We start from the raw sequence: 21,038 nt of genomic DNA on the forward strand, positions 1-21,038 counted from the left end.
CCGTGGTTTTTGTTTTTGCGAAACGCATGGTTTAAAAAGATATCATCAGATTATGCGGTAAATCAGCTCCCGATACAGCACTTTTTCGCACATCTTGGCGGCGTTTCGAGTGCTGACTCAATCTCGCAGATATGATATAAGAGCCATCTAAAGAGTTACGACTCATTTGTGAATACACTTATTACACTAGCAGGAACATTATTATGGTCACTTTTCATACTAATCACGGCGATATCGTCATCAACACTTTCGCAGATAAAGCGCCGGCTACTGTTGAAAACTTCCTGAACTACTGCCGTAAAGGTTTCTATGATAACACTATTTTCCACCGTGTTATTGATGGTTTCATGATTCAGGGCGGTGGTTTTGAGCCGGGTATGAACCAGAAAACAACTGATGCCCCTATCAAGAACGAAGCCAACAACGGTCTGAAAAATACCCGTGGCACTTTGGCAATGGCGCGTACCAACGATCCACACTCTGCCACTGCTCAGTTCTTTATTAACGTTGCAGACAATGACTTCCTAAACTTCCGTTCAGAGCGCCCAGATGGTTGGGGTTACTGCGTGTTCGCTGAAGTGACTGAAGGTCTGGACGTGGTTGATAAAATCAAAAACGTCGCGACTGGCCGCAGCGGTATGCATCAAGATGTGCCAAAAGAAGATGTGATCATTCAAAGCGTTACTGTTAGCGAGTAATAACGGCTTAATGAGCACGCTTTTTATTGCAGATTTGCATCTTAGCGTTCAGGAACCGGCAATCACTGCCGGTTTCCTGCATTTTATACAGCGTGATGCTATTCATGCTGATGCATTATATATCCTGGGCGATTTATTCGAATCCTGGATTGGCGACGATGACCCCGAGCCTCTGTATCGGCAAGTTGCTGCCGCGTTGAAATCACTCCAACAACAGGGCGTGCCCTGCTACTTTATCCACGGTAACCGCGATTTTCTGCTGGGTAAACGCTTTGCACTTGAAAGTGGCATGACCTTGCTGCCGGAAGAGAAAGTTGTTGAGTTGTATGGCCGTAAAATCGTTATTTTACATGGCGATACCCTGTGCACTGATGATGCCGACTATCAGCATTTTCGCCGCCGAGTACACAATCCCCTGATCCAGAAGCTCTTTCTGTGGCTACCGCTGCGCTTTCGGTTACGCATTGCGGCTTATATGCGCAATCAAAGCCAACAAAATAATAGTGGTAAATCGCAGCTGATTATGGATGTCAATCCACAGGCGGTGGTTGAAACTTTCGAGCGAAATAATGTCAGTTGGATGATTCATGGGCATACCCACCGCCCTGCGGTTCATACCGTCGAATTAGCGGCGGCAACGGCACACCGTGTGGTTTTAGGTGCCTGGCATGTTGAAGGTTCAATGGTTAAAGTCACGGCTGATAGTGTTGAATTGATTAAATTCCCGTTTTAACCTTCAGGTTTTACCTCATCAACTACGATCAAAAAACTAATAAAACCCACTAAAAGCCGCTACGCAACCGTTTTCCTCGCCTTTGGCTCATGATATGCTCTACGCCCTCTTCACCAGTCATGATTTAAATAAGATCATTCTGGCCGACGCTTGCGCAATCACAGGAGCTTTACACTCATGGGAGCTAACCTCGATTCGGCTTACCCAGCCGGGGTTAAAATCGCTATCGTAATGGGGTCCAAGAGTGACTGGGCCACCATGCAGTTCGCCGCCGACGTGCTCACCACGCTCAATGTCCCCTTTCATGTCGAAGTTGTTTCTGCCCATCGCACCCCCGACAAACTGTTCAGTTTTGCCGAGCAAGCCGATGCTAACGGCTTGCATGTCATTATTGCAGGCGCGGGCGGTGCTGCTCACCTGCCGGGTATGCTAGCGGCCAAAACATTGGTGCCGGTTTTAGGTGTGCCGGTACAAAGTGCGGCATTAAGTGGTGTCGATAGCTTGTATTCCATCGTGCAGATGCCACGTGGCATTCCGGTGGGAACACTGGCCATTGGTAAAGCCGGGGCGGCGAATGCAGCATTGCTGGCGGCTCAAATACTGGCGCTGCATGATGTTGAATTAGCAGCACGTTTAGCAGATTGGCGTAAAAATCAAACTGACGAAGTGTTGGACAATCCCGATCCGAGGGATGAAGCATGAAACCCGTTTGCGTATTAGGTAATGGTCAATTGGGGCGCATGCTGCGTCAGGCCGGTGAGCCACTAGGCATTGCTGTTTATCCGGTGGGTTTAGATGCCGAGCCAGAAGCCGTGCCTTATCAGCACAGTGTGATTACTGCCGAGATTGAGCGCTGGCCGGAAACCGCGTTAACCCGCGAACTCGCCACCCACACCGCTTTCGTTAACCGCGATATTTTCCCTCGTCTGGCTGATCGTCTGACTCAAAAACAGTTGCTCGACAGCTTGAATTTGGCGACCGCACCATGGCAATTATTGGCCAGCAATAGTGAGTGGCCGCAGGTCTTTGCCACACTGGGTGAATTAGCCATCGTGAAACGTCGGGTCGGCGGTTATGACGGACGGGGTCAATGGCGTTTACGCGCCGGTGAACAAGAAAGTTTGCCCGCCGATGCTTACGGCGAATGTATTGTCGAGCAAGGTATTAACTTTTCCGGCGAAGTTTCATTGGTCGGTGCGCGCAGTCATCAAGGTCAATCAGTCTTTTATCCACTGACCCATAATCTTCATGAAGAAGGTATTTTGCGCATGAGCGTGGCATTACCACAGCCCAATAGCAAACTACAGCAGCAAGCAGAGAAAATGCTGTCCGCAATTATGGATGAGCTGAATTATGTTGGTGTAATGGCGATGGAGTGCTTTATCGTCGACGACAGTTTATTAATTAATGAGCTGGCACCGCGAGTACATAACAGTGGTCACTGGACACAAAATGGTGCTTCTATCAGCCAGTTCGAGCTGCACCTGCGCGCTATTTTGGACTTACCGCTGCCCAAACCGGTGGTGAATACTCCCTCCGCGATGGTCAATCTGATTGGCACGCCAGTGAATATAGAGTGGCTATCACTGCCCTTGGTGCATCTGCATTGGTATGAAAAAGAAGTGCGCGAAGGCCGTAAAGTGGGCCATTTGAATTTAAATGACCCCGATGGCGCGCAATTAAGTGCGGCCCTGGCGGCATTAGCACCTTTGCTACCTGCGGAATACCAAAACGCCCTGCGCTGGGCGCAAGCTAAGTTATAACTGAAGCGCGGGCAGTTTATGCCGCCCGCGTTATTTCACTAATCCGTGTAATGACGGAATAACGCCCGCCCCTGCAACAATCTGGCCCCTAACCAACCGCCACAGAGTGACAGCAACAGCGCCGCCGCCAATGGCAATAACCACCACATGATCCAGTTAGGTTGCCACGGGAAATCAAACACTAAGCGCTGCAATGCCCAAAGTGCCGCTTCTGCTCCGATAGCTGCCGCCATACCGGCCACTAGCCCCAGCAACGCAAATTCCCACCACAATGTACCTCGCAGTAAGCGTTTACTTGCGCCGAGTGTCCGGTAAACCACCAATTCCTGACGGCGCTGGCGCATGCCGACCTGTACCTGTGCTAATAGCAGCAAAGTGCCACAAATAATCACCAATACCACCATCACTTCCAGTGCGCGGCTGACCTGTTGTAGCACCTGCCCGACCTGTTTCAGCATCGCGCCAATATCCAGTAAACTGAGAGTCGGGAACTGGCGATTCAATTGTGTCAGAACCTCGCCGTCACCGTGATAGCGGAAGCTGGTCAGCCAGGTTTGGGGTTGCCCATCCAGTACAGCCGGTGGGAAAATAAAGTAAAAATTAGGGCGCAGGCTTTCCCAATCCACCTGACGAATACTGCTCACGGTCGCACCAAATGACTGCGTATCGCCACTGAATGTCAGTTTATCGCCGATTTTAATTCCCACTCGATCAGCAATGCCTTTCTCAATCGACACTTCATCCGCCTTAGGCGGCCACTGCCCGGCGGTCAAAATATTGTGCTCGGGCAAATCCTGCTGCCAGGTCAGATTCAGCTCGCGATTAACGGCCTCCCCGCCAGGCGCATCTTCCGCAACCCGTTCGGTCGCCAATTGTTGATTAATTTCAGTCAGCCGTGCGCGAATAATCGGATAAAAAGTCGACGGCGTTATCTGATGCTGCGTGAGGAATTCCGTGACTTGCGGTACCTGCTGCGGCGTAATATTCAGTAGGAAATAATTCGGGCTATCCGGCGGCAATTGCTGTTGCCAGCGGTCCAATAAATCGCCGCGTAATACCAATAATAAAGCCAACAACATAAATGACAGTGAGAATGCCGCCAGTTGAGTCAACGTCATCCATGGCTGGCGTAATAAGCGGTTAATCGCCAGCCGCAATGACAGGCGAGTGACCGTCAGGCGGCGCAACAGCAATAAGCCGCCCCAGCCGATGATGCCCAGCAATAACGCCAACACCACCATGCCGCCCAAAATGGCCCACAGCAGGGAATTCCCCCCCATCAATAAGGCCAGCAAGCCCACCACCACCGCTATCATCACCGGGATAAAGTAGCGCAACGGCCAGACATTGGCTGAAACATCACGGCGCAATACTCGCAGCGGTTGAGTTGCCAACAGTTGCCGATAAGGGCGAATACCCACCAGCAATGAAATCAATATCAGCGATCCCATTGACCATATCCATGGCCAAGCACCTGCGGCCGGTAATGTAGCCGGCAATACTGGGGACAATAAACGGATTAACACTTTCTCGAACAATAAGCCAATGACACTGCCGCACAAACCCGCCAGCACCAACACCGAGACCCACTGGCCGATAATTAGCCGCCGTAGCGCACTGCGCCCGGCCCCTAATGTTTTCAATACCGCCACCAAATCATAGCGGCTGCGGCAATAATGCCCCATTGCCACGGCCACTGCGGCAATGGACAGTAATAACGTCAATAACGCCGATAACAGTAAGAATTGCTGGGCGCGTTGCAAGGATTTCCCCAGCGCACCGCCAGATTCTTGCAAACCATACCAGCGCTGTTCCGGCTTCAATTGTGGAGCCAGCCAGTCACTGAATTTAGCAATTGCCTCCGGTGGCCCGGCAAACATATAGAGATAATTCAATCGGCTACCCGGTTGTATTGCGCCGGTTTTCTCTACATCCGCCAAATTAATTAAAATCCGCGGCGCAGTCTGGAAGGGGTTAAAACCTGAATCCGGCTCCTGCAGCACTTCGCCAATAATCTTTAGCGAAGTATCACCGACATCCAGTGTATCGCCGACTTTAACCCCGAGCAGCGCCAGCAATCGCGGGGCCGCCAGCGCGGTTCCCGGTTCAAGTTTGACATCCGCCGGTAAGGTTTCTAGCTTGCCATACAGCGGATAAGCTAAGTCCGTGGCTTTCACATCCGCCAGTTGCGGGCGATCACCGGCAAACGTCATGGTCATGAATGAAAGCTGGCGACTGATAGACAGCCCCTGCTGTTTTGCTTCCAGCAACCAGCTCTCCGGCACCGGATGAGCCGTTTTTAACACGCGGTCGCCAGCCAAAAAATCACGGCTCTGTTGGCTCAGCCCTTGCTCCATCCGGTCACTAATACTGCCCAGCGCCAGCACACAAGCTACCGCCAGTGTTAATGCCAGCCAGACAATTAATAGTGAGGGTGAGCGCCACTCACGCCAAAACCAGCGCCAAATCATGCTTCCTCCCACAATTTACCGTCTTGGAGCCGCAGCCGCCGCTGGCAACGGCCAGCCAATTGCACATCATGAGTGACCAAAATTAATGTGGTGCCGTAGTCCCGGTTAAGGGAAAACAACAAATCGGCTATCTTGTCGCCCGTGTGCCGATCAAGATTACCCGTTGGTTCATCGGCAAATAACACTTTTGGCCGCCCGCTAAAAGCCCGCGCGAGCGCCACCCGCTGCTGCTCGCCGCCCGAAAGCTGGGCCGGTAGGTGGTGCAACCGCTTCTCCAGCCCGACCAATTTTAATAACTCAATGGCATGGGTTTTACTTTCGCGCTCGCTTTCCCCGTGCAATAACGCCGGAAGCTGGACGTTTTCCAATGTATTGAGAGTCGGTACCAACATAAATGATTGAAAAACAAAACCAATATTTTTTGCCCGCAGTTGCGCACGCCCCTCTTCATCCATGGCAGTCAAAGACTGCCCGAGTAAACTGACTTCGCCGCTGCTGCCATCATCAAGCCCGGCCAAAATGCCCAGTAAAGTTGATTTACCTGAACCCGACTCACCAATCAGCGCAATTGTCTGCGCGGGTTTGACAACCAGCTCAACTCCGGTAAGGATGGAGAGCTGTTGCTCACCCTGACCGACGTGTTTATTAAGATGATGAACTTCAAGAACGTTTTCCGCTGGCATCTTCCCTTCCTATTACTGTTGGGATTATTCAGTTTGCGTGCCGCCGCAACCGATACACTTTTGATTCTCGGCGACAGTTTAAGCGCCGGTTACCGCCTGCCGATTGCCGAAGCCTGGCCTTCGCGGTTGGATAAAACATGGCAAGCTACACCGTCATTACCGAAGGTGGTTAACGCCAGTATCAGTGGTGATACTGCTGCACAGGGGTTAGCCCGCCTACCTGCCCTACTGAAACAACATCAGCCCCGTTGGGTGCTGATTGAATTGGGTGCTAATGACGGCCTGCGCGGTTTCCCACCACAAGATATTCAACGGGATTTAACACAAGTTATCAATCAGATAAAGGAGGCCAAGGCCCAGCCATTATTGATGCAAATCCGTATTCCGCCTAACTATGGCCGCCGTTATACTGATGCTTTCGCCGCTATGTACCCACAGCTGGCGCAGCAATTCGGCATTCCATTGGTGCCTTTCTTTATGGAACAAGTTGCCGTAAAGCCCGAGTGGATGCAGGATGATGGTTTACACCCTAACGCCGAGGCGCAACCTTTCATAGCAGATTGGATGGCGCAACAACTCAAACCGTTAGTAACCAATAAGAAGTTATAAGCTTTAGTTAACCACTTGTTTAGATAAATAGAACCATTCACTAGGTAAAGTTATGCAAAAAGCAGTATTAATTACCGGTTGTTCCAGCGGTATTGGCCTGATTGCGGCACAAGACTTGAAAAACCGAGGTTATCGCGTGCTGGCGGCCTGCCGTAAACCCGATGATGTCACCAGGATGACTCAGTTGGGTCTGGAAGGTATTGAACTGGATTTGGATGACAGCGCCAGTGTCGAACGCGCCGCCGCGCAGGTTATCGCGCTGACCGCTGGGCGTTTATATGCTTTGTTTAACAACGGCGGTTTTGGGTTATATGGCCCATTGCAGACGATTTCACGCCAGCAGTTGGAAAAACAATTTTCCACCAACCTGTTTGGTACCCACCAACTGACGCAACTTTTGCTACCCGCCATGCTGCCTCACGGCGAAGGGCGCATTATTCAAACCAGCTCAGTGATGGGGTTGGTTTCAACTGCCGGACGCGGTGCCTATGCCGCCAGTAAATATGCGCTAGAAGCTTGGTCAGATGCACTGCGTATGGAGCTGCATGACAGCGGAATTCATGTCAGTTTGATTGAGCCGGGGCCAATAAGCACCCATTTCACGCAAAATGTCAATCAGGCTCAGGTTGATAAGCCGGTGAATAATCCTGGTATTGCCAAGCGCTTTACACTGCCGCCAGAAGCTATTTTACCGAAATTGCGCCATGCATTGGAAAGCCCGCGCCCGCAATTGCGCTATCCGGTCACTTTAGTCGCCCATGCGCTGACGATATTGCGCCGCATATTACCGGGCCGGATGCTCGATAAAGTCCTGCGTGGCAATTCTTGATAATAGTAATGAGGGTTGAAGCAACATAATCTGCCCCAATTAACTGCTATACCCTAAATAATTCGAGTGACAGGAAGGCGGCAACTGAACGAGTCCCAGGAGCTTACATGAGTCAGTCATTGGGGTGAGTGAGTGAGTGAGTCCAACGCATAGGCAACTTGAAGTATCACGGGTATAAAACGGATGAGAGAAATAATTCATGCTAGCACCTACTACGATTGATATTACTGAAGCGAACCTACATCAGGTTTTAGAACAATCCATGGCTGTGCCTGTGCTGTTCTATTTTTGGTCTGAGCGCAGCCAGCACTGTCTGCAACTGACCCCGGTACTGGATAAGCTGGCCGCAGAATATGCGGGCCAATTCATTTTGGCGCGTGTTGATTGCGATGCACAGCAGATGGTGGCGTCACAGTTTGGTTTGCGCTCCATTCCGGCTGTTTATCTCTTTAAGGACGGTCAACCGGTTGATGGTTTCCAAGGGCCACAGCCAGAAGAAGTTATCCGCGAGCTACTACAACAGGTTTTGCCGAAACCTGAAGAGTTGAAAGCTGCCGAAGCGGCACAGTTGATGAGTGAGGGGAAAGTGCAGGAAGCATTGCCATTGCTGAAAGACGCCTGGCAGCTGATGCAACAAAGCAATAATCCCCAGACCAGCGATATTGCACTGAAACTGGCGGAAGCTCAAATTTTGCAAAACCGCAGTGAAGATGCTGAAGCCGTATTGGCAACCATCCCACTGCAAGACCGTGATAGCCGATATCAGGGGCTGATTGCACAAATTGAGTTACTTAAACAAGCCGCTGACACCCCCGAAATCCAGTTGTTACAACAACAAGTGGCTGAGCAGCCGGATAATGCTGAACTGGCGGTACAATTAGCCCTGCAACTGCATCAGGTCGGCCGTAACGAAGAAGCACTTGAGCTACTGCTAGGCCACTTGAAGAAAGACTTAGCTGCGGCAAATGGCACTGCGCGTAAGACATTAATGGATATTTTGGCCGCACTAGGTACTGGCGATGCGCTGGCCGCCAAATATCGCCGTCAACTTTACTCCTTACTCTACTGACCGGCGCGTTTAGCGGCTATTCGCCGTGATAAGGTTGCCATTATTTGCTACGGCGCGGGGCCATCCCGCGCTGTTTTATTCTGCTCCGGCCCCACATTCTCTCATTTACACGCTTTTACCTGCCTTTCATTAGGCGTTTAGCGCCCTGTCACGTAATATTAAGAAACAAAAATCATTGCTGACAGGAAGTTAAATATGTTTACAGTCATCCCTGTTCTTATCGTCGTCGCCCTGATTGTGGTCTTTTCCTCAATCAAAATCGTCCCGCAAGGTTTTCAATGGACTGTTGAGCGTTTTGGTCGTTATACCAAAACATTGATGCCAGGCCTGAATATCGTTGTGCCATTTATGGATCGTGTTGGTCGCAAAATCAATATGATGGAACAAGTTCTGGATATCCCATCCCAAGAAATCATTTCCCGTGATAATGCCAACGTGGCGATTGATGCCGTTTGCTTTATCCAAGTTATTGATCCCGTGAAAGCAGCTTATGAAGTCAGCAATTTGGAATCGGCCATTATCAATTTGACCATGACCAACTTCCGTACTGTTTTGGGTTCCATGGAGCTGGATGAAATGTTGTCCCAACGTGACAACATCAACGGCCGCCTGCTGCACATTGTTGATGAAGCAACCAACCCGTGGGGCATCAAAGTGACCCGAATTGAAGTCCGCGACGTGCGCCCACCGGCTGAACTGATTTCTGCGATGAATGCTCAGATGAAAGCTGAACGTACCAAACGTGCGGATATTCTGGAAGCTGAAGGGGTTCGTCAGGCGGCGATTTTGCGTGCCGAAGGTGAGAAACAATCACAAATTCTGAAAGCTGAAGGTGAGCGTCAATCCGCATTCTTGCAAGCGGAAGCTCGTGAACGTGGCGCTGAAGCTGAAGCCCAAGCGACCAGAATGGTTTCTGAAGCTATTGCTGCTGGTGATATTCAAGCCATTAACTATTTTGTGGCACAGAAATATACCGATGCCCTGCAACACATTGGTTCGGCCAATAACAGTAAAGTCATTATGATGCCGCTAGAAGCCAGTAGCTTAATGGGCGCTATCGGTGGTATTGCAGAACTGATTGGTGAGAGTAAAAACAGCCGAGGTAAATAACCATGCTGGAAGCAATTGCAGCAAATCCAAGTTGGTTTTGGCTATCACTCGGTGGGCTACTACTGGCCGCTGAGATGCTGGGTGCCAGTGGTTATATGCTGTGGAGCGGCGTTGCTGCCGTGGTTGTCGGTGCTCTGGTCTGGCTATTTCCCTTTAGCTGGGAGATGCAAGGCGTGTTGTTCGCCGTTCTGACGGTGGTTTCTGCATTTCTATGGTGGTATTGGCTGAGTAAACGCACCAAACCACAGCCTGCTATGCTGAACCAGCGCAGCCATCAATTGTTGGGAACGCGGGCAACACTGACGGAACCGACAGTTGACGGTTTTGGCCGTATGAGGGTCGGCGACAGCAGTTGGCGCATTTATAGCGCGAATGAGCTAGCTGCTGGTACCGAAGTTGAAGTGATATTAGTGGAAGGCAACACCTTGCACGTCAGGGCTGCTCATCGCTAATGCATTGATATAATGGCGTATTTATCTAAATGCGCCATTAACAATATCTCAACTGAATATCTCAACTGAATATCTCAACTGAATACCTCAACTCAATACCTCATCACCCAACTTCTTGCTTCTCACTTGCATGACAACACCCCGTCAGGTTATTGATAATCGGGCATTCTGCGCCGTCATCCCCTGGGCATTCGTCCGCTAAAGCCAATAAACGCAATCGCATCTGTTGAAGATCATGAATATGGTGTTCAATTTCTGCGACTTTTTGTAAGGTCGCGGCTTTTACATCCGCGCTGTGGCGAGCGGGGTTATGAAACAATGCCAGTAACTCGCGGCATTCATCTAGGGTAAAACCCACCTGCCGCGCCTGGCGCAACAAAGTTAACTCTTCAATATGTTTGGCGCTGTAGCTGCGATAGCCATTGTCCGTGCGGATAGGCGGTGTCACCAGTTTCTTCTCTTCGTAAAAACGGATGGCTTTGCTGGTTAAGCCGGTTTTTTTTGCCACATCACTAATATTCATTCGCCCCCCCCTTGACCTTACCCTTGCTGGAAGGTTTAACCTCTATAATTAGTGAAAGGACGGATGTCAGTCAAGCGGAATAAAACCTGTGCATATTAAGGTTTATCATTGCCCTGAATAAAGGCTATGACTGAGAATACCGACTAAACTTATCCCTACAAAATTTATGGATAGGGTGCTACTCGATAAGGAGTCAACTATGTTGCAAACCACGGTGCTGGCCTTACACGGCCTTTCCTGTATGAATTGTGCCAAACGTGTAAAAACGGCATTAGAAAGCCGGGAAGATGTTCATCATGCAGAAGTGAATGTTCACTATGCCAAGGTGACGGGCGAAGCCGAAACCACAACCTTGATTGATACCGTCAAGCAAGCCGGCTATCAGGCCGAAGAAGCGCACAGCCCTGATATTGAGTTACAACTTTCCGGTCTGAGTTGCGGACATTGTACCGAATCTACCCGTAAAGCACTGGAAGCCGTTCCCGGCGTTATTGCGGCGGACGTGGCACTTGAGAGCGCCAAAGTGTATGGCAAAGTCGATGCACAAACTCTGATTGATGCCGTAGAGCAAGCGGGCTATCACGCCACATTAACAGGGGCGCACTCCCCAAAAACTGAGCCGCTGACTCACTCAGCCCCATCTTCGCCGGAATATCTGGCAGCGGCCTCTTCCTCTATTCCGGTAGCAACAAATAATGTTAAAAAAAGCGAAACCAACCAAGCAGCAGAGCCAACTACCCGTGATAGCGACAGTATTCAGTTATTGCTGACCGGCATGAGCTGCGCCAGTTGCGTATCCAAAGTACAGAATGCACTGGAAAATGTTGATGGTGTCGAGGTTGCGCGCGTCAATTTAGCTGAGCGCAGTGCATTAGTGACCGGCCACCCAAGCAATGAGGCATTGATCGCGGCAGTCAAGAATGCCGGTTATGGTGCTGAAATTATTGAAGATGAAGGCAAGCGACGCGAACGTCAGCAACAAATGTCGCACGCCAGTATGAAGCGCTTCCAGTGGCAAGCGGCCCTCGGCCTGTTATTGGGTATCCCATTAATGGGATGGGGGTTATTTGGCGGTAGCATGACGCTCACCCCCGAAACTCAGACGCCCTGGTTGATTATCGGGATAATCACCTTACTGGTAATGATATTTGCTGGTGGGCATTTTTATCGTAATGCTTGGGTCAGTCTGAAGAATGGCAGCGCGACCATGGATACTTTGGTCGCACTGGGGACTGGCGCGGCCTGGATTTACTCCATCACAGTGAATATCTGGCCAGATGTGTTCCCGATGGAAGCTCGCCATCTCTATTACGAAGCCAGTGCCATGATTATCGGGTTAATTAATCTTGGTCACGCTATGGAACAACGCGCCAGACAGCGCTCCTCTAATGCATTGGAGCGCTTGTTGGATTTAGCGCCGCCGACAGCGCGGGTAGTGACGGACGACGGCGAGAAACTCATCCCGCTGGCGGAGGTGCAACTGGGCATGACTTTGCGCCTCACCACGGGTGACCGTGTGCCGGTTGATGGGGAAATTGTACAAGGCGAAGTATGGATGGACGAAGCCATGTTGACTGGCGAGCCTATCCCACAACAAAAGTCAGCCGGTGATGTCGTTCATGCCGGGACACAAGTGCAGGATGGGTCGGTGTTGTTCCGCGCCAATGCTATCGGCAGCCAGACAACATTAGCGCGAATCATCAAGCTGGTGCGTCAGGCCCAAAGCAGTAAACCAGAAATTGGTAAGCTGGCCGATAGAATCTCCGCAGTCTTTGTGCCGACCGTGGTCGCGATTGCCGTTATTGCCGGGCTAATTTGGTATTTCTTCGGCCCACAACCGCAGTTGGTTTATACCCTGGTGGTCGCCACCACGGTGCTGATTATTGCTTGCCCTTGTGCGCTTGGGCTGGCAACGCCGATGTCGATTATCTCCGGTGTGGGGCGGGCAGCTGAATTCGGAGTATTAGTGCGAGATGCCGATGCCTTGCAGCAGGCCAGTAACCTCGACACATTGGTGTTCGACAAAACCGGCACCCTGACCGAAGGGCACCCGCAAGTGGTGGCAATTCATACCTTTAATGGGGTCAGTGAGCAGCAAGCGCTGGAGTGGGCAGCCGCGCTGGAAACCGGCTCTAATCACCCGCTGGCGCGCGCTATTTTACAACGAGCTGAGGGGCTGACACTGGCGACGGTCAACCAATTCCGCACCCTGCGCGGTTTGGGGGTCAGTGGCGAGGTCGACGGCATTCCACTGTTACTGGGCAATAATCGCCTGTTGGAAGAGCAACAGATTGATACCCGCGAGTTGCAATCATTAATGCAGCAAGAAGCTGAAAGTGGTGCGACGCCAGTGATTCTGACGGCGCAAGGGAAACCGGCAGCACTGCTGTCCATCCGCGACCCACTGCGTAGTGACAGTATCAGCGCGCTGCAACGTCTGCATCAGCGGGGATACAACTTGGTGATGTTAACCGGCGATAATCCTATAACTGCGAATGCTATTGCCAAAGAAGCCGGAATTGGAAGGGTAATCGCCGGTGTCTTGCCGGATGGTAAAGCCGAAGCAATCAAACAACTGCAAGCCGCGGGGTATAAAGTGGCGATGATTGGCGACGGCATCAATGATGCGCCCGCACTGGCACAAGCCGATGTCGGGATTGCCATGGGCGGAGGCAGTGATATTGCGATTGAAACGGCGGCTATTACCCTAATGCGTCATAGCCTACACGGGGTTGCAGACGCGGTTGAGCTTTCCAAAGCAACATTGCGTAATATGAAGCAAAACCTGTTGGGGGCCTTTTTCTACAATGCACTGGGTATTCCGATTGCGGCGGGTATTTTATTCCCTTTCACCGGCACATTACTCAGCCCGGTCGTCGCGGGAGCAGCAATGGCACTGTCATCCATTACCGTGGTCAGCAACGCCAACCGCTTATTGCGCTTTAAACCTAAACAGTAACCGCCCTGTGTGCTCAAAGTCATTGGAGATGCAGGTAGGCGGTAAGCCAGCTTGGCCCATGGACGGGCCGAGTGACGAAGGAAGCCAACGCACATGCAACTTGAAGCTAGACGGATATAACCTAATGGTGCACAACACTTTCTTGTGCGCCATTTAGCGTTTAGGATACAGAAAACGCTAAAAAGGGAATCAACCGGCATGGGCCCATTATTTCATCGCATCGCAAAATTTTTAGGAATTGCCACAGCAACGACCTATTCCTATCCCGCGTTGGATGTCACCTTACCCGGTGAGCGCCACCTTCATTTGGTCGGCAGCATCCATATGGGAACCGAAGGTATGTTTCCCCTCCCCCACGAATTGCTGAATAAATTGAATCAAGCGGATGCACTTATTGTGGAAGCTGATATCACTGAAGCGGCCTCACCATTTAGTAACGAAAATCTGGCCGAGCCGCTAATTGACAGATTATCTGAAGAACACTATCAACAGTTGCTACAGCGCTGCGAAGAACTGAACAATGACCCACTGTCCATGGCCTTTTTGCCCGCGTGGCAAGTCGCCTTGATGCTTCAGGCGCGCCAGGCGCAACGTCTAGGATTACGCGGTGAATACGGTATCGACTATCAATTACTGAAAGCGGCCGCAGCACAGAAGAAAACCGTCATTGAGCTGGAGGGCGCACAAATGCAGCTTGATTTGCTGGAGACATTACCCGATAACGGCATGTCTTTACTGCTCGATACCTTGGCCCATTGGCACACTAATGCCCGCCTGTTGCAAACCATGATGAGCTGGTGGCTGGAGCATCACCCGATAAATGACCTGTCCACATTGGCCCCGACCTTTAGCCAAGGTCTGTATGACGTGCTGATGATTCAACGCAACAAACGCTGGCAGCAGCAGCTTGAACAGCTACCTGCCGGGCGCTATGTGGTGGCGGTTGGCGCATTGCATTTATATGGCGAGGGTAATCTTCCCGAACTATTGAAACCTAACTTACAGTAAAAAACACAAAAAAATGGCCAATATTGCTATCGGCCAGTCAAAGAGGAACTTTCATTATTTTAGTTATTCAGCTCTCATATTCCTTGCGGATAATATAAGCAGCAAGTACAGGGTAACAACCAGACGATTAGATTAGCAACAGACATTCGCCCTGTATCATTCCAAAATGGATCATTATGCTGATTTTGCTAGATTAATTTTTAAACCTACAACAATGATTGCGTGTAGGATATTCCACTTGAATAAATTTTCATTTTAATTGGACGTTTATTATGACACCTGCAGTCGTTTTGTTGGAAAAACAAAAAGTTCCTTTCACATTGCACCCTTACCATCATGATGCAGCAGACACTAACTTCGGTGATGAAGCGGTTAAAAAACTGGGACTTAATGCGGACCAAGTTTATAAAACTCTACTGGTTGCGTTAAATGGCGATGCCAAAAATCTGGCAGTGGCAGTCACGCCTGTCGCTACCCAGCTTGACCTAAAAAAAGTCGCGCGCGCATTGGGGGCCAAAAAAGCTGAGATGGCCGACCCACAATTGGCACAGCGCAGCACCGGCTATTTAGTCGGCGGTATCAGCCCACTGGGGCAGAAAAAGCGCTTACCCACGGTGATTGATAGCCCAGCTCAAGAATATGCCACTATATTTGTTTCCGGCGGCAAACGCGGTTTAGATATTGAATTAGCTGCAACAGATTTATGCCGTTTACTGCAAGGCACATTCGCGGATATCGCCAAGCGAGATTGATACTAAAAGTTGTGACCAGAAGCCTCCAATCTCTGTCTGAAGGCTTCTGTATTTACAGGTTACTTATAAACAATTTCATTTATAAATACCTTTATTTATAAATGAAATTGTAATCACTTCGTAAATTAGGCTCATTCACATTCAGATATCTTCGGCAGACTGGGACAAATTTGATATATCGTTATTTCCCACACACTCCACGGCCGCACGAATGACTTATAGAGGGAATTTTGCCGATGAAAAAATCAACTAAAACAATAAATCAGGAATAAAATATTGCTCCTGGAAATGAATAGGGAAATATTACCTCTTGGAATAGTGAGTGCCCCATTCACTAAAGTGAGCTAGAAGTATCATTCTCACGTGATATTGAACTTGCTGCTGGTGACAATAGCTTTTGTGATCAATACTACAATAGTTTTAAACTTCGATGTTCGAAATCTACCTTGCGGCGAATTGGTGCTCAGAAAGATAATGTTATTTCCTTTCCAGCCCATGGAAATAGCATGGAGCCAATTTTGCTAAACGGTACGACTGTAGATGTTGATTGCGCAAATAAAAAAATGCCGATGGCAAGATATATGCAATCAAGACAGATTAAAACGTCTTAAACTTTTATATTGCATGCCAGGAAATAAACTCAGTATCCACAGCCTTAATAAAGTTGAGCACCCAGATAAAGATGCTGATGGAGATACCGTGGAAATTATTGATCGCATTTTTTGTGGTCAGTTCTGGATTATTGATTGCTCTCACTTCTAAGTAGTTCAATGAGGGTAAGAGTGTCATTCAACCTAAGAGTTAAAGGAAAACATGAAGATATTCTCTGAAAAATTAAGAGCGCACTCTGATCACGTAAAAAAAGTGAGCCATCATTGTTCTACCGAAGAAACTACTAAACAAGCATTAATATTGCCAATGCTAGATATTCTTGGTTTTAACTCTTATGACCCAACTAAGGTTAAAGCAGAATATGGCGCTGACTTCCCTGGTGTTAAAGTCGGTGAACGAGTCGACTATGCTCTATTTTGCCACGGTGTTCCTGTCATGTTCATTGAGGCTAAGGGCTATAATCAAAAACTGGATAACCATTGCCCTCAACTTTCCAGATACTTTAACGCAACACCAGAAGTCACCATTGCAGCCATAACTAATGGCACCCAATGGCGTTTCTTTACTGACCTTAAGCAAAGAAATATTATGGATGCGGCTCCATTCCTACAAATTGATGTAGATGAAACATCGGACTCTGATGCTCATCAGCTCTATCAATTCCGTCATGACCAGTTCCAACCGGAAGCACTTCGAACCTTAGCTGAAGAAAGCATTTATTTATCAGCATTTACTGATGTTATTAGTGATAGCTTAAGAAATGTCGATGCTGACTTTGTCCGCTATGTTGCCAGTCGCTCTAGCGTACAACGGCAGTTAAACCAAAAATTTCTCGATACAATTACACCGCTAGTAAAAATGGCAGTAGAGCGAGCTGTTAGTGCAATGGTTGTTTCCGGGCTATCAATGGCTTCTAACAAAGACAAAGATATTGAAAGTGCACTAGCAGCAGAGCTGAAAAAAACAGATGAAACAGCGCCAGTCGTAGACCCTGAAAATTTAAATATCGTCACTACACATAACGAAAGGCAATTTTTTAGCAATATTCAACTTTTACTTGGTGAACAAGCGGATATTTCAGCAAAAGACACAGCTAGTTATTACAATATTCTTTGCCAAGGAAAATCAAACCGTTGGATCGTTCGTTATTTTGATAGCAAACAGCGACCATCGATAATTTTACCAATTGAATTAGATGAAAAAGCTATCGCAGAAGTTGAGCGGGCAGGACTTGAGCTAGCTCCCGGCAATCAAATTATAATAGATCGTCCTGAAAATATTTTACGATTGTCAGGGCTAGTTTTGGATTCATACAACTATTGCATGGACGATGATAATTTTAGAAACAAGAAAAAATAGTAATATACTTCCTGCCCCTTCTCGTTGGAGGGGCGCATACAAGAATCCTACGCCATAAACTCCTATCTAAACTGAGCCTCATGACTTGATTAACTGCTAAAACATTCGAAAAATACACCCGAACTCAAGCTCAAAAAATACAAATAAACCAATATGATACTATTTTGCAGAAGAGTTTTTTGGGGTTTGAGAATGGGATAAAGCACACCTTTAAAAATGCACTTTATCCCAATTAATTACAGGTTACTTATAAACAATCTCGCCTTTCGGCTGATACTGATTAGCATCTAGCGGAGAGTGCTTTTCAATATACTGCTTCAGAACTTCTGCATCGATAAAGCCGGTATTCACATAGCCCGGTAAGGTATCAATCTTCGGATAGCCATCACCGCCTAACGCGTTGAAATTCAAGGTCGCCAGACGATAAGTTTTATTCGGGTCTAACGGCTTGCCCTGTATTTTCACGTCGCTGACACCCTTGCCATCAGCCACTAAGCTAACATTGGCAAATTGCGCATAAGCTCCTGAATCTACTTTTTTATTGGCCACGACCGCCAGATATTTCTCAACTTCGCTGCCTTTCATATCGGCATAAACCAAGGTATTACCGAATGGCTGAACTTTGAGAACATCTTTATAAGTGATATCGCCGGCATCGATAGAGTCACGAACCCCACCGCCACTCATTACTGCAAAGTCAGCACCCGCACGTTCCATTTGTGCCGCCAATAACATACGTGCCAGATTAGTTTGCTCGAAACGGACTTTACTGCGATCCCCCTCCAGCTTGCCATTCACACTGCCGACTTTAACATCCAGTTGCGCCTTACCTTGCTCTTCAAATGGCGTCAGCAACTTCAGCATTGCTGGGTCTTGGGCAATTTCTTGGGTATAAAACACGCGCTCACTGGTGCCATCAGCTTTCTCAACTTTTTTCTTTAAATTGATCGGAATTAACTGATAGCTCACTAACTTCAACTCGCCATTACGGAATTTGAAGTCTGCCCGGCCCACATATTTACCCCATTCATGCGCCTGCACGATCCAAGTGCCATTCTGCCGATCAGGAGCACAAGGGGTGCCTGGCACATAATCAGCCTGCTTATGGTTTTCACTGGCCATACAGACCGGATCTTGCGAATGCCCGCCCACAATCATATCCAGGTAACCCGCCGGTAGGCTGCGCGCCATCTCGACATCACCCGGAGCATTAGATCCATGCTGGCCATCATCGTAATGCCCCATATGAGTCGCCGCGATAATAATGTCAGGCTTTTCTGTTTTTCTCAGTTGCTCGACAACTTGCTTGGCTTCTGCTGCGGGTGCATGGAATTCGATATCAGTGAAATACTCGGGATTCCCGATCTTAGCGGTGTCATCGGTGGTTAAACCAATCACCGCAATTTTCACACCTTGCTTATCAAACAGTGCATAAGGTTTGAATAATCGCTGCTGAGTGCTTTTCTGATAAATATTGGCGGATAATAATGGGAAAGTCGCCCATTTCTCCTGCTGACGCAACACACTCAGGGGGTTATCAAACTCATGGTTACCAATGGCCATAGCATCATAACCGACCAAATTCATACCACGGAAATCCGGTTCGGCATCTTGCAAATCAGATTCCGGTACGCCGGTATTAATATCGCCGCCAGAAAGCAGCAATAGGCTTCCTCCCTCTGCGGCGACTTGTTTGCGGATATCATCAACTAAGGTTTTCTGTGCAGCCAACCCATACTCACCGTGATCATTTTGCCAGAAGTGCCCATGGTGGTCGTTGGTGTGCAATATGGTGATATCGTAAGTTTTATCTTTTTCCCAGGCAGCAGCCCATCCCGGTGCAAACGCCAGCGACACAGCCAAAGCACATGCTGTGGTCGATAATGAAAAACGCATGGCAAATCTCCATGTTGTCGTTAAAACCGGCCCATTCAGTGCCAGTTTAATCAGTGAAAATGGGGTGACGCATATCAATATCATGAAAAATCAAGGTGATACTGTGATAAAGCCAGCATTGTAATGTAATAATGCATGCTGAATTTCAGGATATTGGAATATATATCAAATTTTATCTGTTGTAGTAAAAATCATTCGATCTGAATAATATGTATTAATTACCAAGATACTATTAACAGTGAAAATTATTAGGCGAATACTCACTATGACCGATCGTTCTGAGACTGGCCCCCAGCCCTCCATCAATACCCAGACCATCGATAAGACCAAGGTAAAACGCACGTCTTTCTCTATTTTGGGTGCTATCAGCGTATCTCACTTGCTCAACGATATGATCCAATCGCTGATTCTGGCAATTTATCCTCTATTACAAGCCGAATTTTCACTGAGTTTTGCACAAATTGGATTAATTACCCTCACCTACCAATTGACTGCCTCACTATTACAGCCGCTTATTGGCCTCTATACCGATAAGCATCCAAAACCCTATTCACTGCCAATTGGTATGGGTTTTACTCTGTCGGGCATCTTGCTGCTTGCAGTCGCCACCACCTTCCCCGTGGTTTTATTGGCGGCAGCATTGGTCGGTACCGGTTCTTCGGTCTTCCACCCAGAATCCTCGCGGGTAGCCCGCATGGCCTCTGGTGGTCGTCATGGTATGGCTCAGTCCATTTTTCAAGTGGGGGGCAACTTCGGTAGTGCCCTTGGCCCGTTATTAGCCGCAATCCTTATTGCACCTTATGGCAAAGGCAATGTGGGCTGGTTTTCCCTCGCGGCATTGCTGGCAATTGTGGTGCTATTACAGGTCAGTAAATGGTATCAGCAACAACAAAGAGCCACACATGGCAAAATACTAAAAGCCTCATCAGTAGAAATGCTGCCTAAAAAGACTGTTATTAGGGCGTTAGCAATCCTGATGGTGTTGATATTCTCTAAATACTTCTACTTGACCAGTATTAGCAGCTATTACACCTTTTATCTGATGCATAGGTTTGGTGTTTCGATACAAAATGCCCAAATACATTTATTTGTATTCTTATTCGCAGTTGCCGCTGGCACCATCATTGGCGGGCCTCTTGGTGATCGGATAGGTCGTAAATATGTTATTTGGGGGTCAATACTGGGTGTAGCACCGTTTACCCTTGTTTTACCCCACGCATCTTTGTACTGGACAGGGGTTTTAACCGTGATCATTGGGGTTATCCTCGCCTCGGCCTTCTCGGCAATACTGGTATATGCGCAGGAGCTTATTCCAGGAAAAGTCGGGATGGTATCCGGTCTATTCTTCGGTTTTGCTTTCGGTATGGGGGGTTTAGGTGCGGCTGTACTAGGGTATGTTGCTGATTTGAGCAGTATTGAACTGGTTTATCAAATCTGTGCATTCTTACCATTACTGGGGATAATAACGGTCTTCCTGCCTAATATAGAAGATAAGTAATAGTAATAACCTTA

Annotated in this window: 19 protein-coding genes; 15 read left to right on the forward strand and 4 right to left on the reverse strand. The window is 48.5% G+C overall.

Annotated elements, in window-relative coordinates; all coding sequences use genetic code 11:
• Positions 1–203 precede the first annotated feature (203 nt).
• From ppiB to purK, 4 genes are all read left to right on the forward strand, one after another.
• Positions 204–698, forward strand: coding sequence for a peptidylprolyl isomerase B (gene ppiB, locus OP863_RS13995; RefSeq protein WP_038631646.1), 495 nt, complete (start codon positions 204–206; stop codon positions 696–698).
• A 10-nt stretch (positions 699–708) separates the two neighbouring features.
• Positions 709–1,431, forward strand: coding sequence for a UDP-2,3-diacylglucosamine diphosphatase (locus tag OP863_RS14000; RefSeq protein WP_038631644.1), 723 nt, complete (start codon positions 709–711; stop codon positions 1,429–1,431).
• 177 nt (positions 1,432–1,608) lie between these two features.
• Entirely contained in the window at positions 1,609–2,133 is a 525-nt protein-coding gene (purE, locus tag OP863_RS14005; protein ID WP_004390638.1) for a 5-(carboxyamino)imidazole ribonucleotide mutase, read from the forward strand.
• Positions 2,130–3,194 (forward strand): 5-(carboxyamino)imidazole ribonucleotide synthase, encoded by a 1,065-nt coding sequence (gene purK, locus OP863_RS14010; RefSeq protein WP_038631640.1) that lies wholly within the window; start codon positions 2,130–2,132, stop codon positions 3,192–3,194. Before purE ends, purK begins: the two co-directional genes overlap by 4 nt.
• 38 nt (positions 3,195–3,232) lie before the next feature.
• Here purK and ybbP read toward each other — a convergent pair whose 3' ends face one another.
• A complete protein-coding gene (ybbP, locus tag OP863_RS14015) occupies positions 3,233–5,665 on the reverse strand; it encodes a putative ABC transporter permease subunit YbbP (RefSeq protein ID WP_265525426.1) in 2,433 nt (810 codons plus the stop codon).
• A complete protein-coding gene (ybbA, locus tag OP863_RS14020; protein ID WP_265525427.1) occupies positions 5,662–6,348 on the reverse strand; it encodes a putative ABC transporter ATP-binding protein YbbA in 687 nt (228 codons plus the stop codon). The genes ybbP and ybbA overlap by 4 nt, the downstream gene beginning before the upstream one ends.
• Between ybbA and tesA the strand changes: the two genes are divergently transcribed.
• The 5 genes from tesA to OP863_RS14045 all read left to right on the forward strand — a co-directional run bounded on the left by tesA (position 6,319) and on the right by OP863_RS14045 (position 10,417).
• The gene (gene tesA / locus OP863_RS14025) at positions 6,319–6,957 is read left to right on the forward strand and encodes a multifunctional acyl-CoA thioesterase I/protease I/lysophospholipase L1 (protein WP_038631634.1); all 639 of its coding nucleotides are present in this window, start codon (positions 6,319–6,321) and stop codon (positions 6,955–6,957) included. The two genes, ybbA and tesA, sit on opposite strands and share 30 nt — an antisense overlap.
• Before the next feature lie 52 nt (positions 6,958–7,009).
• Positions 7,010–7,786 (forward strand): SDR family oxidoreductase, encoded by a 777-nt coding sequence (locus OP863_RS14030; RefSeq protein ID WP_145588457.1) that lies wholly within the window; start codon positions 7,010–7,012, stop codon positions 7,784–7,786.
• A gap of 199 nt (positions 7,787–7,985) precedes the next feature.
• Positions 7,986–8,855, forward strand: coding sequence for a thioredoxin family protein (locus OP863_RS14035; protein WP_145590934.1), 870 nt, complete (start codon positions 7,986–7,988; stop codon positions 8,853–8,855).
• A 195-nt stretch (positions 8,856–9,050) separates the two neighbouring features.
• Positions 9,051–9,965: an SPFH domain-containing protein gene (locus OP863_RS14040; RefSeq protein WP_004704953.1), complete on the forward strand. Its 915-nt coding sequence runs from the start codon at positions 9,051–9,053 to the stop codon at positions 9,963–9,965.
• A gap of 2 nt (positions 9,966–9,967) precedes the next feature.
• Positions 9,968–10,417 carry an NfeD family protein gene (locus OP863_RS14045; protein ID WP_145588453.1) on the forward strand — a complete coding sequence of 150 codons (450 nt, stop codon included), beginning with the start codon at positions 9,968–9,970 and terminating at the stop codon, positions 10,415–10,417.
• Between the two features lie 103 nt (positions 10,418–10,520).
• Here OP863_RS14045 and cueR read toward each other — a convergent pair whose 3' ends face one another.
• The gene (gene cueR, locus OP863_RS14050) at positions 10,521–10,940 is read right to left on the reverse strand and encodes a Cu(I)-responsive transcriptional regulator (RefSeq protein ID WP_145588451.1); all 420 of its coding nucleotides are present in this window, start codon (positions 10,938–10,940) and stop codon (positions 10,521–10,523) included.
• A 199-nt stretch (positions 10,941–11,139) separates the two neighbouring features.
• On the opposite strand from cueR, the gene copA reads away from it, so the two are divergent.
• The 4 genes from copA (at position 11,140) to OP863_RS14070 (ending at position 17,630) form a co-directional block, all read left to right on the forward strand.
• Positions 11,140–13,899 carry a copper-exporting P-type ATPase CopA gene (copA, locus tag OP863_RS14055; protein ID WP_265525428.1) on the forward strand — a complete coding sequence of 920 codons (2,760 nt, stop codon included), beginning with the start codon at positions 11,140–11,142 and terminating at the stop codon, positions 13,897–13,899.
• A gap of 198 nt (positions 13,900–14,097) precedes the next feature.
• Entirely contained in the window at positions 14,098–14,907 is an 810-nt protein-coding gene (locus OP863_RS14060) for a TraB/GumN family protein (protein WP_042562457.1), read from the forward strand.
• Positions 14,908–15,179: 272 nt separating this feature from the next.
• Positions 15,180–15,659, forward strand: a complete 480-nt coding sequence (gene ybaK, locus OP863_RS14065; protein WP_042562458.1) for a Cys-tRNA(Pro)/Cys-tRNA(Cys) deacylase YbaK — start codon at positions 15,180–15,182, stop codon at positions 15,657–15,659.
• 813 nt (positions 15,660–16,472) lie between these two features.
• Positions 16,473–17,630: a type I restriction endonuclease gene (locus OP863_RS14070; protein WP_145588447.1), complete on the forward strand. Its 1,158-nt coding sequence runs from the start codon at positions 16,473–16,475 to the stop codon at positions 17,628–17,630.
• 243 nt (positions 17,631–17,873) lie between these two features.
• Here the strand turns inward: OP863_RS14070 and ushA are convergent, their stop codons facing one another.
• Positions 17,874–19,526: a bifunctional UDP-sugar hydrolase/5'-nucleotidase UshA gene (gene ushA, locus OP863_RS14075; RefSeq protein WP_038639400.1), complete on the reverse strand. Its 1,653-nt coding sequence runs from the start codon at positions 19,524–19,526 to the stop codon at positions 17,874–17,876.
• Here ushA and OP863_RS14080 point away from each other — a divergent pair.
• Positions 19,525–19,650 carry a hypothetical protein gene (locus OP863_RS14080; protein ID WP_261797856.1) on the forward strand — a complete coding sequence of 42 codons (126 nt, stop codon included), beginning with the start codon at positions 19,525–19,527 and terminating at the stop codon, positions 19,648–19,650. The genes ushA and OP863_RS14080 overlap by 2 nt on opposite strands.
• 141 nt (positions 19,651–19,791) lie before the next feature.
• Positions 19,792–21,024, forward strand: a complete 1,233-nt coding sequence (locus OP863_RS14085) for an MFS transporter (RefSeq protein WP_050291369.1) — start codon at positions 19,792–19,794, stop codon at positions 21,022–21,024.
• Positions 21,025–21,038: the final 14 nt, after the last annotated feature.

The organism is Yersinia sp. SCPM-O-B-9106 (C-191) (assembly GCF_026183365.1).
Lineage (GTDB): Bacteria > Pseudomonadota > Gammaproteobacteria > Enterobacterales > Enterobacteriaceae > Yersinia > Yersinia rochesterensis.

Excerpts from the sequence above, each read along its gene's own strand:
- purK (WP_038631640.1), top strand. The coding sequence starts at position 2,130 with ATGAAACCCGTTTGCGTATTAGGTAATGGTCAATTGGGGCGCATGCTG.
- ybbP (WP_265525426.1), bottom strand. The coding sequence starts at position 5,665 with ATGATTTGGCGCTGGTTTTGGCGTGAGTGGCGCTCACCCTCACTATTA.
- OP863_RS14040 (WP_004704953.1), top strand. The coding sequence starts at position 9,051 with ATGTTTACAGTCATCCCTGTTCTTATCGTCGTCGCCCTGATTGTGGTC.
- copA (WP_265525428.1), top strand. The coding sequence starts at position 11,140 with ATGTTGCAAACCACGGTGCTGGCCTTACACGGCCTTTCCTGTATGAAT.
- OP863_RS14045 (WP_145588453.1), top strand. The coding sequence starts at position 9,968 with ATGCTGGAAGCAATTGCAGCAAATCCAAGTTGGTTTTGGCTATCACTC.
- ybaK (WP_042562458.1), top strand. The coding sequence starts at position 15,180 with ATGACACCTGCAGTCGTTTTGTTGGAAAAACAAAAAGTTCCTTTCACA.
- tesA (WP_038631634.1), top strand. The coding sequence starts at position 6,319 with ATGAACTTCAAGAACGTTTTCCGCTGGCATCTTCCCTTCCTATTACTG.
- OP863_RS14085 (WP_050291369.1), top strand. The coding sequence starts at position 19,792 with ATGACCGATCGTTCTGAGACTGGCCCCCAGCCCTCCATCAATACCCAG.
- OP863_RS14080 (WP_261797856.1), top strand. The coding sequence starts at position 19,525 with ATGGCAAATCTCCATGTTGTCGTTAAAACCGGCCCATTCAGTGCCAGT.
- ybbA (WP_265525427.1), bottom strand. The coding sequence starts at position 6,348 with ATGCCAGCGGAAAACGTTCTTGAAGTTCATCATCTTAATAAACACGTC.
- OP863_RS14070 (WP_145588447.1), top strand. The coding sequence starts at position 16,473 with ATGAAGATATTCTCTGAAAAATTAAGAGCGCACTCTGATCACGTAAAA.
- OP863_RS14000 (WP_038631644.1), top strand. The coding sequence starts at position 709 with ATGAGCACGCTTTTTATTGCAGATTTGCATCTTAGCGTTCAGGAACCG.
- OP863_RS14035 (WP_145590934.1), top strand. The coding sequence starts at position 7,986 with ATGCTAGCACCTACTACGATTGATATTACTGAAGCGAACCTACATCAG.
- ppiB (WP_038631646.1), top strand. The coding sequence starts at position 204 with ATGGTCACTTTTCATACTAATCACGGCGATATCGTCATCAACACTTTC.
- cueR (WP_145588451.1), bottom strand. The coding sequence starts at position 10,940 with ATGAATATTAGTGATGTGGCAAAAAAAACCGGCTTAACCAGCAAAGCC.
- ushA (WP_038639400.1), bottom strand. The coding sequence starts at position 19,526 with ATGCGTTTTTCATTATCGACCACAGCATGTGCTTTGGCTGTGTCGCTG.
- OP863_RS14030 (WP_145588457.1), top strand. The coding sequence starts at position 7,010 with ATGCAAAAAGCAGTATTAATTACCGGTTGTTCCAGCGGTATTGGCCTG.
- OP863_RS14060 (WP_042562457.1), top strand. The coding sequence starts at position 14,098 with ATGGGCCCATTATTTCATCGCATCGCAAAATTTTTAGGAATTGCCACA.
- purE (WP_004390638.1), top strand. The coding sequence starts at position 1,609 with ATGGGAGCTAACCTCGATTCGGCTTACCCAGCCGGGGTTAAAATCGCT.